This window comes from Vibrio diabolicus (assembly GCF_011801455.1).
GTDB lineage: Bacteria > Pseudomonadota > Gammaproteobacteria > Enterobacterales > Vibrionaceae > Vibrio > Vibrio diabolicus.
In genome coordinates this window covers 1,603,145-1,616,999 of the sequence record NZ_CP042451.1, presented here as the reverse complement: position 1 = coordinate 1,616,999, position 13,855 = coordinate 1,603,145, and the positions used below count along the sequence as shown (strand labels likewise).

The 13,855-nt window shown below is 42.0% G+C and carries 12 protein-coding genes and 1 pseudogene; 4 read left to right on the top strand and 9 right to left on the bottom strand.

The features are described 5' to 3' along the window. The first annotated feature begins 25 nt into the window (after positions 1-25). Together FR741_RS07870 and FR741_RS07865 are read left to right on the top strand one after the other, a co-directional pair. Positions 26-1,207 (top strand): FIST signal transduction protein, encoded by a 1,182-nt coding sequence (locus FR741_RS07870; protein ID WP_167426568.1) that lies wholly within the window; start codon positions 26-28, stop codon positions 1,205-1,207. Next, a complete protein-coding gene (locus FR741_RS07865) occupies positions 1,197-2,918 on the top strand; it encodes an ATP-binding protein (RefSeq protein ID WP_048626397.1) in 1,722 nt (573 codons plus the stop codon). The genes FR741_RS07870 and FR741_RS07865 overlap by 11 nt, the downstream gene beginning before the upstream one ends. Positions 2,919-3,092: 174 nt before the next feature. Here FR741_RS07865 and FR741_RS07860 read toward each other — a convergent pair. The 4 genes and pseudogenes from FR741_RS07860 to matP all read right to left on the bottom strand — a co-directional run. Continuing rightward, positions 3,093-3,254, bottom strand: a pseudogene (locus FR741_RS07860) (DUF3693 domain-containing protein); the annotation flags it as partial. Between the two features lie 130 nt (positions 3,255-3,384). Then, the gene (locus FR741_RS07855) at positions 3,385-3,708 is read right to left on the bottom strand and encodes a hypothetical protein (RefSeq protein WP_104971713.1); all 324 of its coding nucleotides are present in this window, start codon (positions 3,706-3,708) and stop codon (positions 3,385-3,387) included. Between the two features lie 114 nt (positions 3,709-3,822). Further along, complete coding sequence (locus tag FR741_RS07850; RefSeq protein WP_005396496.1) at positions 3,823-4,134, bottom strand: DUF3634 family protein; 312 nt, start codon at positions 4,132-4,134, stop codon at positions 3,823-3,825. A 15-nt stretch (positions 4,135-4,149) separates the two neighbouring features. Beyond that, positions 4,150-4,599 carry a macrodomain Ter protein MatP gene (matP, locus tag FR741_RS07845; protein WP_005396497.1) on the bottom strand — a complete coding sequence of 150 codons (450 nt, stop codon included), beginning with the start codon at positions 4,597-4,599 and terminating at the stop codon, positions 4,150-4,152. A gap of 210 nt (positions 4,600-4,809) precedes the next feature. Between matP and FR741_RS07840 the strand changes: the two genes are divergently transcribed. After that, positions 4,810-6,450, top strand: coding sequence for a S16 family serine protease (locus tag FR741_RS07840; protein WP_167426567.1), 1,641 nt, complete (start codon positions 4,810-4,812; stop codon positions 6,448-6,450). A gap of 70 nt (positions 6,451-6,520) precedes the next feature. Next, on the top strand, positions 6,521-7,039 hold the full coding sequence (gene fabA / locus FR741_RS07835; protein WP_005396499.1) for a bifunctional 3-hydroxydecanoyl-ACP dehydratase/trans-2-decenoyl-ACP isomerase: 519 nt from the start codon (positions 6,521-6,523) through the stop codon (positions 7,037-7,039). Between the two features lie 120 nt (positions 7,040-7,159). On the opposite strand, the gene rmf is transcribed toward fabA, so the two are convergent. From rmf to rlmKL, 5 genes are all read right to left on the bottom strand, one after another. Further along, positions 7,160-7,333 (bottom strand): ribosome modulation factor, encoded by a 174-nt coding sequence (gene rmf / locus FR741_RS07830; RefSeq protein WP_005377453.1) that lies wholly within the window; start codon positions 7,331-7,333, stop codon positions 7,160-7,162. A gap of 181 nt (positions 7,334-7,514) precedes the next feature. After that, positions 7,515-9,248 (bottom strand): DUF3466 family protein, encoded by a 1,734-nt coding sequence (locus FR741_RS07825; RefSeq protein WP_167426566.1) that lies wholly within the window; start codon positions 9,246-9,248, stop codon positions 7,515-7,517. A gap of 7 nt (positions 9,249-9,255) precedes the next feature. Further along, on the bottom strand, positions 9,256-11,175 hold the full coding sequence (locus FR741_RS07820; protein ID WP_167426565.1) for an ABC transporter ATP-binding protein: 1,920 nt from the start codon (positions 11,173-11,175) through the stop codon (positions 9,256-9,258). Then, the gene (locus FR741_RS07815) at positions 11,153-11,395 is read right to left on the bottom strand and encodes a glutaredoxin family protein (RefSeq protein ID WP_074190119.1); all 243 of its coding nucleotides are present in this window, start codon (positions 11,393-11,395) and stop codon (positions 11,153-11,155) included. Before FR741_RS07815 ends, FR741_RS07820 begins: the two co-directional genes overlap by 23 nt. 21 nt (positions 11,396-11,416) lie before the next feature. Continuing rightward, the gene (rlmKL, locus tag FR741_RS07810) at positions 11,417-13,537 is read right to left on the bottom strand and encodes a bifunctional 23S rRNA (guanine(2069)-N(7))-methyltransferase RlmK/23S rRNA (guanine(2445)-N(2))-methyltransferase RlmL (protein WP_167426564.1); all 2,121 of its coding nucleotides are present in this window, start codon (positions 13,535-13,537) and stop codon (positions 11,417-11,419) included. Between the last annotated feature and the right edge of the window lie 318 nt (positions 13,538-13,855).

The following is a 13,855-nucleotide window of genomic DNA, read 5'->3' as shown; positions in this document are numbered from 1 at the left end:
GAGTGATACCCAATTATAAAATCGTATGCATTGCCAATCAGTTTTTACTCATATTAAAGATGAAGACTCAGCGATAGAAACGCTTAGGTCCGAACTGACACAACAGAACTTGTCTTACGTGATGTGCTACTACACGGAAGAGTACGACTTCGAGTTAATTCGAGAAGCGTTTCTTGAGCATTTTCCCGGTGTGCCTTTTCATGGCGCCAGCTCATGCCAAGCAGTAATGACAGACCAGGGGTTTCATACGGGCCCAGTGATTGCGGCGCTCGCAATTTATGACTCAGGCCCTCATGCTTATGGCACTGGTATTTCTAACCATGATTCAGGTGACAGTGTAACTAGAGCCTTAGATATGGCTCTTGAGAACGCTAACCGCGTAGGAGAAGTGCCAAACTTAATACTGCTTCATGCAACTCCAGGGCAAGAGGAATCAATCATTGCATCTATAGATGAAAGGTTTGGTACGCTGATCCCAATTATTGGTGGTTCAGCCGCTGATAATCATATCGCGGGAAAATGGTCTGTTATTACCGCCCAAGGATCTCAAACTGCAGGTTTAAGTCTGACATTATTTTACTCCTCACAGCCTGTTGATATTGCTTTTAGTGCTGGGCACACTCCAACCAATATCAAAGGGGTTGCAACCAAAACTAACGATAGGTGCTTACTAGAAATTGATGACGAACCAGCCCTCAATGTTTATAGAAAGTGGACAAACCATCAAGATAACCAACTAGGCAAAAACAACCTGCTATTTACAAACTCGAGCGCTTATCCACTAGGGCGTGTCGCTGGCCACCTCTATGAGCGTCCATATTACAAATTGTCCCATCCAATTCGTGAGACGCGAGATGGAGGAATTGAGCTATTTACACGAATAGAAGAGGGTGATGAACTCACTTTAATGAAAGGAAGCAGAGAACACCTCGTTGCACGCGCCGCTAAAGTTGTAAATGCAGCCTTTAATCAAAAATTAGAAGAATCTCGAAAAATTGGGGTGATAAACATCTTTTGCGCAGGTCCTATGTTGCACTTAATGCAAGACATGAATAGCGTTTGTGAACAAATTAACCAAGAACTAGAACAGTTACCTTTTATTTGCCCTTTTACTTTTGGTGAGCAAGGTAGATTTATTGGTGGTGAGAATGGACATGGAAACCTGATGATTTCATCAGCGATATTCCATAAACCTTATGAAAGATAAATACTTAGACATATACCAACAGGAAGCGCTGCAAGAAGCGTTAGTCGAACTAAAACAGGCTAGGCAAAGAGAGCGACTGCTCGCCGATGAGAATAAAGCTATTCTTTCAGCGATATCCGCGATGAGTGAAGCAAAAAACCGGCACGAGATATTTACGGGATTAAATAATGTCCTTAAGAAGTACATCAACTTTGATGATTTTATCGTTCTAACTCGTGATGATGAGAGGTACCCCTTCAAAACGTTGATATCGACAAATAGTGTATTTGATAACATATCTTGGTTACACGGTAACGCATCTGAGAGGGCGCTGAATGGCGAATGTATTCTGCTGTTCGAACCAGATAGGCTTGCGGAGTTTATTAACCTGAACAGCTTTATAAAAAGCCATGTAAACTCGGTAGTCCTAACGGGCATACGTTCAGAAGTAACACAAACGGTCATCTTACTTATTGGTGCTAAGAAAGGGCACTTTAGCATAGAAAATAAGGAAACCTTAAGACGCTTTCGGCCTTTAATTGAGAGGGCTGTCATCGATATTGAGACCAAAGAGAAGTTACAACGTATTGTTGAAGTGCGAACAACTCAGCTTGCTAAAGCAAGAGAAGAAGCAGAGCTTGCAAATCGCTCAAAGTCAGAATTCTTAGCGATGATGAGTCATGAAATTAGAACCCCTCTAAATTCCGTCCTTGGAATGCTCGATATTCTGAAACAATCCACCTTATCAGAAGAGCAAATCGATGCCCTGAGCCAAATGGAATGCTCAGCGGAGTTGCTTCTCGCGATTATCAGCGACATCCTTGACCTCTCAAAAATTGAATCAGGTCGCTTTCAACTCAATGAGCAGTGGGTTAATTTAAGAGACACTGTCACTTTTGTTATTTCTCAACAAAAACAAATAGCTAAGAAGAAGAGCCTTCAATTTAAACTCAATTGCATGGTAACTACCGACAAACAGTTTTGGATTGACTCTACGCGATTATCTCAAATCCTGTTTAATCTTATTGGGAATGCAATAAAGTTTACTGATGAAGGAGAAGTAAAAGTTTCAGTATCTGAGCAAGACTCCGAGCTTGTAATTTCAATATCAGACACCGGAATTGGTATATCTAAAGCCAAGCAAGAACATCTATTTACGGCATTTCATCAAGGTGATCGTTCCATCACGAGACGCTTTGGTGGTACAGGACTAGGGCTAGCAATAACCAAGCATTTAGTTGAAATGATGCGCGGCAAGATTATCGTTAAAAGTGACGAGCATGTCGGCTCAACATTTACTATTAAGATTCCCGTTTTAACTCGGTGCAATCAAAATCGTCCAGTTAAAATAGAAAACAACCAACCAATAAAAGCGATGGATCTTCTCGTAGTCGAAGATACCGAGTCGAATCAGTTTGTAATAAAGCTTATTTTAAATAAGCTTGGTCATAATGTTCATATCGCAAGTCATGGAGCAGAAGCATTAACGTTCTTAGAGGAAAATGAGGATTTAATCGACCTGATTCTTATGGATGTCTCGATGCCAGTGATGGATGGGATTACTGCAACAAGGCTTCTCCGAGATAAAGGCTTCAAGACTCCAATCATCGCATTAACCGCTCATGCGCTAGAAAGTGATAGAGATAAATGCCTTGACGCAGGTATGGATGGATTCATTTCCAAACCAGTTCGAAGACAAGATATCTTTGAAGCTATACAGCCATTTCTGTAAGTAGAAAAAGCATTAATATAGATCTTAACAATCGATAGATTATTAAGATCTATATTAAGTATTTTATGGTAAATAGCCATTATGTTTAATGGTTATGATGGAGACCTTAAATTTCAAATCCACAGGGGAATAGGAGTGCTCATTGGCAACATTTGGCGTACGAGCACATTCAATTTAACATAACACATATAATGCGCACTGATATAGGGGTTCCTGTGGACTTGCAATCACTAAGGCTAATCCAGTGCAAGCCATTGAGATTCCTGACAATCCAAGCCCATTAAACTTTTTTGCAATTCCTTCCCATACTGCTTTTATCTGCAGATTATCATTTCGAGTTGATTGGTTTATCTCACCTAGCCTGCATTCCCAACCAATTACACGAGAGCCACTTCATTTTCATTTAGTTCATCGGGTCTGAAAGCTTTGCGCTCTTGCTGCCCGATGCTTCTAATCAACATTGCAATCACGAACCTGTGGCTATATGAAGCCGAATATACTTTTCTGGATATTTATAACGATAGCGTTTTCCTTTCCTCAAGTTGGATTTCACATACCGACAAACTTTTTTGTCACCACTACTGGTTACTCTTTTTATTACTGCTTTTTTACCTTTGTGTTCCATCTCTATCATGACATCACAATAACCTTGGTAGTCATCAAATTTATTGTCTGCTTTCCTTTGAATCTTAGTTTTAATCTTTTTAGCCAATGGATTCGTTTCCGAGTCGTCAGACAAAGCTGAAGCACTTACAAAGAGAAAGATCATTAAAGTTACAACGTATCGCATAGTTTAAGTCCGTTTATCTTATTGATTAATCAATGATAAATAATTTTTCTATAGATACGAAAATGGGACGCTATATTGCGTCCCATTTAACACGATTAAGTAACTGATATGTAATTAAGCTCGCTTCTTGCCTTTGCTCGCTTTGAAACCTTGATGCGGAAAAACGTTGCGAATCCGCTGTTGGATTTTTTTGGGAACGTCCTTGGAGAAGCTCAAACGCATGCCGGTTCGTTGGCTATATACCTTCATTTCACCACTAAACGGATTGTGTTCACTAATATCTTGTAAGTTATGTTTGAAAGAAGGTGGTAGATGCCCTTTTACGTTACTGATATGGCCGTTATCAAACTTTACTTTTAGCACTGGTCTATCAACTGCGATCAACCAAAAGATCACGATGGCAGCAATTAAGATTACATATAACATTTGGCACTCCCTATCCTAGCTAGATAGCAATTTACTCAAATCCTCTTTGATTGAGGTAACTTTTTGACTCGCTTTTTCACTTCTCGATGCTTCAGAAAGTAGATATTCAATTGCGTCAGATAACGTACAACCGAGCTCGTTTGCTCTGCTAGAAAGCTTTTCCCAAACTCGATAATCTAAATCAATGGACTTTTTCTTTGTATGGACTTGCTCTGCATTGAAATGACGCTTCCTTTTCGCTCGGATAGCCTGCTTGAGTTTGTTGTCCAACTCTTCTGACATGTGGTTTTCTATCCAAGCTAATACAAGCGTAGGTTCGTGTTCAAGCCGTTTTAGCTCTGCAACCGCGGCATCTGCTTCACTTGTATCAATATGTCGGGTAATCGCTTCACCATCTTTCCATTTCTTGATGAGATACTTCCATTTCCACCCACACTCTAGATTCTCAAGCTGCTGATATTTCATTTATTCCGACCCATAAACATAACCTAGTGACAGCGTAACCCAGATAATTTACTTGGGCAAATAAAACTCTTAGAAGTATCGATGTTGATCACTCATTTGTCTAAGTATTGTTCATTGAGTGTTGAATGCCTTGAGCGAACCAAATTGGTGCTAGGGTGTTATAGTCCATTTCGTTATAATGTCGGCAAGATTGAATTACGATGAATTTTAATGAACCAACTTAATTGGCAAGACGTAACACCTTCACTTGAGCAGTACGAAGCACTTTTAAAGTCTGCACCTTCGTTACCAAAGAAGTCTTTTACTGATCTTCAACCGAGGATGTCGGCAACGATATCTCGCTTTTCCAAAATGTCGGGATTGACACGCGTGCTACTCATTAACTGCGTCGATAATTCTGTCTATAGAGAGTTCATCAGTAAAGCTCTTCAGAGTCATTCTAACGCTGCGATTGTTTTGTCGGAATCACTTGATGCCAAACGTTTATTTGACCGTTACAGTGTTGATGTAAGTGGTGATATTGCCTTCCAACCTGGCTTGATTTCACAAGCTGACGACGGTTATTTGATTGTACCTGCTAATCTCATTCTGGCTAACCCGGGACTTTGGCCAAATATAAAGTCTGCAATTCAACAAAACCTTATCGAGCCACTGAACCTAAGCCCTACTCGCTTACCTACTTCAGTACCGTCATCTAAAGCTTATGATGTAAAACTGATTGTAACTGGGGAAAGAAGTCAGTTAGCAGAGCTAGAATATATCGACGAGGACTTTTGTTCAGGCTTTGCCATGTATACCGAAGTTGAAGAAGATATTCATTTGTCAGAGCAGAATTTGACAGATTACTTTGGTTTGGTGAACTGGATATGTTCTCAATATCAGCTGCCTCACTTAACGGAATGTGGCTTTAGAAGACTATTGCTAGCTGGTATGAGATTTACTGAAGATCAACATTATTTGCCGTTAGGTGTAATGTGGCATTCTCAACTTCTAACACTTGCCAGCCAGTTCAGTGATGGCCAAACATTAGATTACGAGTCATTAGATAAAGCGATTGACGACAAGTATTACCGCGAATCCTATCTTCCTCAGCGTGCCGTGTACGATATTTTAGATGGCCAAGTCATCATTGAGACAACTGGGAAGCAAGTTGGTCAAATCAATGGCCTAACCGTCATCGATATGGCTGGACACCCTGTCAGCTATGGTGAGCCTGCTAGAATATCGTGTGTAATTCACTTTGGTGATGGCGATGTTTCCGATGTTGAGCGCAAAGCTGAACTTGGCGGCAATCTACATGCGAAAGGCATGATGATTATGCAAGCTTTCTTAAGCTCTGCTCTAAAACTGGATGAACCTCTGCCTTACTCTGCCTCGATTGTATTTGAACAGTCTTATAGTGAAGTTGACGGTGACAGCGCATCTCTCGCAGAACTTTGTTGTTTGGTGAGTGCGTTATCTGAATCTCCAATTAATCAACAAATTGCGGTTACAGGAGCCGTCGATCAGTTTGGTCGAGTGCAAGCAGTCGGTGGCTTGAACGAGAAAATTGAAGGTTTTTATCAGGTTTGTAAACATCAGGGTTTTACGGGAAATCAAGGCGTTGTCATGCCGAAATCAAACCTTAAACACCTTGCATTACATAAAGATGTAATAGAAAGCATTAAAAATGGTGAGTTCCATATTTGGTCCGTCTCTACGGTAGATGAAGCTATTCCGATTGTTATGAATAAACCTTTTAGAGGCGAAGACGAGAGCATTATTGGCAAAATAGCGGAACGTATTGAAAACTTTGAAAGACATGAGCATCCAGAAGGAATTGTGCAGCGCATCAAAAACTGGTTTGTCTAGTACTGATCGGAGTTGTTTAGCGTACACGTGTTCACTAAGATGCAGCTATCAAAAATTGGAGTAATTGATAATGCAAAACAAACGTGATTCTTATAACCGTGACGATCTACTTGCTTCTAGCCAAGGGGAACTGTTTGGGCCTGGTTACCCTCAGCTTCCTGCGCCAAACATGCTAATGATGGATCGTATTACTAAAATGTCTGAGACAGAGGGCGATTTTGGTAAAGGTTTGATCTTGGCGGAATTGGATATTACTCCAGATTTGTGGTTCTTTGATTGCCACTTCCCTGGTGATCCAGTAATGCCTGGCTGCCTTGGCCTTGACGCGATGTGGCAACTTGTTGGCTTCTTCCTTGGCTGGGTTGGCGGTAAAGGTAAAGGTCGCGCTCTAGGTGTTGGTGAAGTGAAGTTTACAGGCCAAATCCTACCGACGGCGAAAAAAGTAACCTACGAAATCCATATGAAACGCGTCGTAAATCGTAAATTAGTAATGGGTTTGGCTGACGGTCGTGTATGCGTAGATGGCAAAGAAATCTACGTTGCGAAAGATTTGAAAGTTGGTTTGTTCCAAGACACTTCAAACTTCTAATCACGACTTTAATCGATTTATAAAGGCTCCTATTTAGGGGCCTTTTTGTTTGCCTAGTCTATAAATGTAGAAAAGGCTCCGTAGAGCCCTTTCGAATCCTTCTTTTTGTATGTGGAGAGTTTATTTGTAGAGACCAGATTGTCTTTCATCTCTGGCATCACGCCAACCACCTAACCAATACGACCGAGCATCAACTTGTTGATATGGGCAAGCCTCTTGAGACCTTCCATTCAACCCAGCTTTATAGCCTTGAGATTGAGCTCGTTCTAGGCGATCACGCTTTTGTCTCTTCATAGTTAATTCCTCATACAGGTCCATTTACTAACGTACAGCTGTTATTGTGAAACTTTGATGGAGTTTTTATGACTCCACTTATAAGAATCGATCAAGTTGAGTGATTTCTCAAGGCATAAAAAAAGCAGAGGCTCAAATGTGTGAGCCTCTGCTTGATTTAAAAATTACTGACGATTTTTGACTATTTTCTACGGAACCCAAACAATCCAAGCATGGTCAAAGCTAACCAACCAAGGCCTGCACCTTGACGCTCTGTTGTCGTTGAGTCAACGCTTCGAGACACAATGTCCTTCTCAGTCGCACCTGCAATAGGCACCAATTTTACTGCTACGATTTGCTCATCAGAACTACATGTCGCATTGTTTGCTGTTGTACTGTAACCGCCAGCACATTTCATCGCGGTACCAGAAATCACACCTGCATCGTTGATATCAGTTGCGTCAATGATACGGAACTGGTTGTTTTGTTCAGAGTAGTCACCGCCATTAGTCAAACTATCTAGGAACCAAGCTTTTCCATTAAATAGTGTTGAAGCACGTTCACTAGTCTCGCCACCTAGGCTATATGGGTAGATAAAACCGCGCTTACGACGTGGCTTACCATCGTCTTCACGAGTCGTTTCCGCATCAAGTTGTCCGACAATTTCATTGTAAGAGTTGATCCCGCCCATCTTACCGCCCGCACCGCTGAAGAAAATTCCGGTACTTGGGTAAAAAGCGTTAATAGAGTCCTTACGAACATCATTTACGATAAAGAGACGATTTGGAGCAGAGCCCGTTGGCATTAGATATCCGCCGGAACGTTTTGCTTCACCAATAGCAACAAAATTTGAGTTAACATCGGTTAATCGTGAGTTTGTATGAACCGTATCATCACCTTCACGCTGTCTAGCTCCTACAACAACTTTGTTTTTCCAAGTTGCGTTTTCAACGCTACCTTCTGCCTCTAGTGTTCCGACAAAAACAGTAGCATTCAGATAGTTATCATCACTGTATGTGTTGTAACCCACGCCGTAAACCGTTGTTCCATCTGTGACAAGGTCACGCATGCTTCCTTGAGCCAGTCTTTCTCCATCTTTAGATGTGCCACTTGGCCAAGCCAATTCACTGACGGTTCCACTTTGATCCCAAATAGCTGCTTTCGATGTGTGGTGAGCGCCATTGGTATTACTTGCTGTTCGAGATACACTACCAACGGTAAAAGTGCCATCGGTTTTCCAAGCGTGGCTTTGCACAACGCTTGCGTCGTTATCACCTGTAACAAAATTTGGTTCAACAGGTGCTACGACGGTATTTCTTGTTTCCAGTGTCGACTTGTTTTCACTGTTGACTTTACTTTGATTACCGACAGCGGCACCATCTTCGGTAAGCTGATTGATAACATTGTTATATTCATTTTTATAAGCAGCAGAATCGCCTTCTACAAATGCTAACGCATTAGAAGTAAAGTCTTTACTACGCTCTTTGTTCCATGGGGTCCAGTTTACAGAAGCCCAAGAGTCACAAGTAGAATAGCGAAGCTGGTTATAACAGTAACGTTCAAAATCTTTGAGTTCTTGGATGTAATAAAAGCCCGCGTCCAATCCAAATGGAATTTCCTCACGATAGCTATTTCCATCCACGGCTTGTGTTGCTGAAATAGGTGTTGTGCGAGTTTCCATCGCAAGCTTAAATTGGTCTGGTGTACAGTTTGCTGCCGCATCAAAACAGCCCAAAGCGAAAGGGGAACCTGTTGAAGGATCTGTACCCGCATCACCTTGCTGAATTGCAACACCGTAAGCCGTTTGGTAGTCACCGTTTGAACCATGATCCTGAGGTGAAACCTCAACCACTTGATACAATGCCGCCTGTGCGTTCATTGTGGTACCAACCATCATCGCAATGGCGGTCAATTTGAATTTATTACTACAATTCATTGAATTCTTAACTATCCTGTTGCATTGCTTCGAGTTCTTCCCATCTCTCGAATGCGTTTTCCAACTCCTGCTCTAGCGCAGCAAGCTGTTCCAATACCGGCTGAGTTTGCTCTACAGGTTTAGCAAAGAACTCTGGATCGTTCACTTGCTCCTGAAGGCCCTCGATATCCGACTCTAATTGTTCTAGTTTAGCTGGTAGAGCTTCTAATTCTCTTTGCAGCTTATACGATAACTTCTTCGAGTTGTTCTTAGGTTGAGTTGTTTTGGGAGTTTCTTCAACCACTTTTTCTCTTTTCGCTGGCTTTTCAACCGCTTGACGAACCGCCAATACCTGTTCACGCTGCTGTCTTGCATCGTGATAACCACCAACAAACTCTTCAATCACTCCGTTCCCTTCGAAGATCCAGCTTGTGGTAACGGTATTATCAACAAACTCTCGGTCGTGGCTAACTAAAAGCAACGTGCCCTGATAGTTGGCAAGCATTTCTTCTAAAAGTTCCAACGTTTCGATATCCAAATCGTTGGTTGGTTCATCAAGAATAAGTAAGTTGTTTGGTTTCAACAAGATACGAGCTAGCAGTAATCGGTTTTTCTCACCACCAGAGAGCGCCTTAACCGGAGTTCTTGCGCGCTTAGGTGCAAATAAGAAGTCTTGAAGATAACTCAGCGCATGACGCTGACGTCCCCCAACCATTACTTCTTGTTTCCCATCCGCTAAGTTATCGATCACTGTCTTTTCTGGATCCAAAATCTCTCGGTACTGATCAAAGTACGCGACTTCTAATTTTGTTCCGCAGTGTAAACGACCAGACTGCGATTCCAATTGCCCTAACAGCAATTTAAGTACCGTACTCTTACCGCAGCCATTTGGTCCGATAAGTGCAATACGGTCACCGCGCATAATGTTAAAGCTAAAGTTGTCGACGATTGTCTTGCCTTCGTAAGCAAAAGATATGTTTTCTGCTTCAAATACAATTTTCCCTGAACGTGAAGCATCATCGATATTAAGGTTAACTTTGCCTTGGACATCTCGGCGATCGCGACGCTCTTCACGAAGTTTCTTCAATGCGCGTACACGACCTTCATTTCGAGTTCGGCGTGCTTTAATGCCCTGCCGAATCCAAACTTCCTCTTGAGCAAGCTTTTTGTCGAATTCAGCATTCTGCATTTCTTCAACGCGGAGCATCTCTTCTTTTTCTTCTAGGTAGTTGTCGTAATCACCAGGGAAAGAAGCTAATTGCCCGCGATCTAAATCAACAATGCGTGTTGCCATTGATTTGATGAACGCACGGTCGTGAGAAATAAAGATGATCGAGCCTTTGAAGTCTTTTAAGAAGTTCTCTAACCATTCGATAGTTGTTACATCAAGATGGTTTGTTGGCTCATCAAGAAGTAATACGTCAGGGTCACAAACCAGCGCGCGAGCTAAAGCGGCTTTACGTTGCCAACCACCGGATAAATCGGTCAGCTTAGTTTCTGGGCTTAGTTTTAAAGCACCAAGTACGTTCTTAACACGGTCATCAAAGCGCCAAGCATTAGAATGGTCAAGCTGCTCTTGAACCTTGGCTAAACGGTTGATGTTTTTCTCACTCGGGTCTTGAGCAACAAGATCGAGAAGATCGTGATAGATCTTCAGTTGTTCGCCGATTTCAGCCAAACCGCCAGATACGTATTCGTAAACTGTACCCTCTTGATTACGCGGTGGATCTTGTTCAAGTCGAGAAACAACGACGTCTTGAGTGATTTGAATCTTGCCGTCGTCCAACAAAATGTCGCCGGCAAGCACTTTCATTAACGTGGACTTACCTGCTCCGTTGCGACCCACTAAACAAACGCGTTCGTTTTCTTGAAGAGCGAACTCCGCTTTGTCAAGTAATGGGTGGTCACCAAATGCAAGTTGTGCGTTATGAATGGTAAGTAATGCCATTATTATCCAACCAATGTGTGAGTTGTTCTAAGTCAAACGGCCAGTTCAACTCAGAATCTTGATACTTTAATACGGGTATTGTGACGCCGTAACGAGAAAACAGTGCATCATCGAACGCAATATCAATGATATCTGTTTGTTCGGCCAAACCAATTTGGTCTACTAGAGCAAATGCCATCTCACAAAGATGGCATCCCTCCGTGCTATACAATATCAGCACGTATTAATCCTTTTGTTTATACTACGCGTGCGTTACTAGCCAACAGTTATGAATCTGTTTATTACGCGCAAAATCTAATGGTAACGTTTGAGAAGAAATATTCTGAGCCTTCAAACCAAGTTCGGCCAGCGACTCTTCATCCATCTTGAAGTGGCGCTTGTTATTCGAGAATACGATAGTGCCTTCACTTCTTAGTAAACGTTTAAGATTCTTCATCAGTTTAATGTGGTCACGTTGTACGTCGAATGATGTTTCCATACGCTTAGAGTTAGAGAACGTAGGTGGATCAATAAAGATCAAGTCGTACTCACCTTTCGCGTTTTCTAGCCATTGCAAACAGTCTGCTTGTTCATAGCGATGCTGACGTCCTACACAGCCGTTAAGCTGCATATTGTCTTTCGCCCAGTTCAAGTAGGTATTTGACATATCAATAGTCGTTGTGGAACGAGCGCCACCAACCGCTGCGTGAACCGTCGCACTCCCAGTATATGCAAACAAGTTTAAGAAATCTTTACCTTGCGCCATTTCACCTAAGCGGCGACGAGTGATCTTATGATCCAAGAACAAGCCAGTGTCTAGATAGTCATGAAGGTTTACGATCAGCTTCACACCGTACTCGTTTACTTCAAGCGTCTCTGATACCTGACCTAATTTTTGGTATTGGCTGCGACCTTTCTGCTTTTCACGAACTTTAAGTACAACTTTGTTCGCCTCTACACCTGTTACCTGAATCGTTGCACGAATAATATCCGTTAGGCGACGTTTTGCTTTTTCTTCTGGAATGTTTTTTGGCGCAGCATACTCTTGAATTACGATTTGATCGCCGTATACGTCTATCGCCACATTGTATTCAGGAAGATCAGCGTCATAGATTCGGTAGCAATCAAGCTTCTCTTTACGAGCCCACTTGCCAATCTTGCCAATGTTTTTCTTTAAACGATTTGAAAAGTCTGGTGCGATTTGAACATTAGTATCAGCACCCTTCACTTCATCAGCACTGCGCTCTGCAATACTGTAGTTCTTTTGGTGACAAGGTAACGCACCATAATTCAATTTAAATTGTTTATCAGCACGCATACGAAGACAGCTCAGCAGCTCGTCTGAACTCGAGAAGATAGAGGCTTTGCATCCACCAAACTCAGATTTTAGCTGTCCACCAAATGCGGTGTAGAGCGCAATTAGCCCCGGCTCAGTTCCCAGACGTTCACCGTAAGGTGGGTTTGAAACGATAACACCGTGTTCGAATCCTGCAGGACGAGTAATAGTTGCAGCATCACCTTGTGCGAACTCAATCAATTCTTCAACGCCTGCTCTGCGCGCGTTTTCTTGAGCAACTTTTAATACTTTAGGGTCGTTATCGAAGCCAAAAAACTTAGCGTCAACTTTCTTGACACCTCGTCTAGCTTGAACATTAGCCTCTGATTTAATCTCTGCCCAAGTCTCTGGTTCAAAGTCTTCCAACACTTCGAAACCCCATTGCTTTCGCTTAACGCCAGGAGCCATGTTGGCAGCCATCATCGCAGCTTCAATAAGCAAAGTACCAGAACCGCACATTGGATCGAGTAATGGTTGATGCCCATCCCAGCCACAACGCATGATAATCGCAGAAGCAAGCGTTTCACGTAACGGGGCACGACCCGATTCTGGTCGGTAGCCACGTTGATGCAAACCACTGCCTACCATATCGATCCCAAGCAACGCTTTATCTTTATGCAAACGAACGTGGATACGAACATCTGGGCGTTCTTTACTGATGTTGGGACGCGGCAATCCTTTATTTTCAAAGCAATCTACGATGCCATCTTTGACTTTCATCGCACCGTACTGGCTATTTCTGATCTCACGGTTTGTGCCGTTAAAGTCCACAACAAAACGTTTAGAGCTATGAAATTGGTTAACCCAGTTAATAGCAGATGTAGATAAATACAAGTCCATGTCGTTGTTACACGTGAACTCAGATAAAACACGTACAAATCGAGACGCTAAACGGCTCCACAAACAACAGCGATAAACCTGTTCGTTTGTCGCTTTAAATTTTACGCCTGCCTGTACTGGTTTCGCATTTTCAATGCCTAGTTTAGTCAGTTCTTCAACAAGCAAATTTTCCATGCCATTTGAAGTTACCGCGAGATATTGATTCATAGTGTTCTTTCGCTGATAAAAAATGGCTTTAATTATACCTGACTTTACGATCAATGCCTCGTTTTTAAAGGAATTTCCCCACCTGTTAGTTCAAATCATCACCAACAAAATGATCTGAAACTTTCAACATCTTTAATTTGAGTGTTTTTTATTCACGAACGAAATTTTGTTCCCTTGGAAAGAAGTGAATACTTATTTACATTGATTTTGGTATATACCAGGCTGAAATTATTAATGTAAGTTACTTACATTTTTTCCTTATAGGGGAATAAATGGGGTCATTTTAAGCGCTTGGTTGCCTAGTTAAGGGAGTCATCA

Excerpts from the sequence above, each read along its gene's own strand:
- FR741_RS07870 (WP_167426568.1), top strand. The coding sequence starts at position 26 with ATGCATTGCCAATCAGTTTTTACTCATATTAAAGATGAAGACTCAGCG.
- FR741_RS07865 (WP_048626397.1), top strand. The coding sequence starts at position 1,197 with ATGAAAGATAAATACTTAGACATATACCAACAGGAAGCGCTGCAAGAA.
- FR741_RS07855 (WP_104971713.1), bottom strand. The coding sequence starts at position 3,708 with ATGCGATACGTTGTAACTTTAATGATCTTTCTCTTTGTAAGTGCTTCA.
- FR741_RS07850 (WP_005396496.1), bottom strand. The coding sequence starts at position 4,134 with ATGTTATATGTAATCTTAATTGCTGCCATCGTGATCTTTTGGTTGATC.
- matP (WP_005396497.1), bottom strand. The coding sequence starts at position 4,599 with ATGAAATATCAGCAGCTTGAGAATCTAGAGTGTGGGTGGAAATGGAAG.
- FR741_RS07840 (WP_167426567.1), top strand. The coding sequence starts at position 4,810 with ATGAACCAACTTAATTGGCAAGACGTAACACCTTCACTTGAGCAGTAC.
- fabA (WP_005396499.1), top strand. The coding sequence starts at position 6,521 with ATGCAAAACAAACGTGATTCTTATAACCGTGACGATCTACTTGCTTCT.
- rmf (WP_005377453.1), bottom strand. The coding sequence starts at position 7,333 with ATGAAGAGACAAAAGCGTGATCGCCTAGAACGAGCTCAATCTCAAGGC.
- FR741_RS07825 (WP_167426566.1), bottom strand. The coding sequence starts at position 9,248 with ATGAATTGTAGTAATAAATTCAAATTGACCGCCATTGCGATGATGGTT.
- FR741_RS07820 (WP_167426565.1), bottom strand. The coding sequence starts at position 11,175 with ATGGCATTACTTACCATTCATAACGCACAACTTGCATTTGGTGACCAC.
- rlmKL (WP_167426564.1), bottom strand. The coding sequence starts at position 13,537 with ATGAATCAATATCTCGCGGTAACTTCAAATGGCATGGAAAATTTGCTT.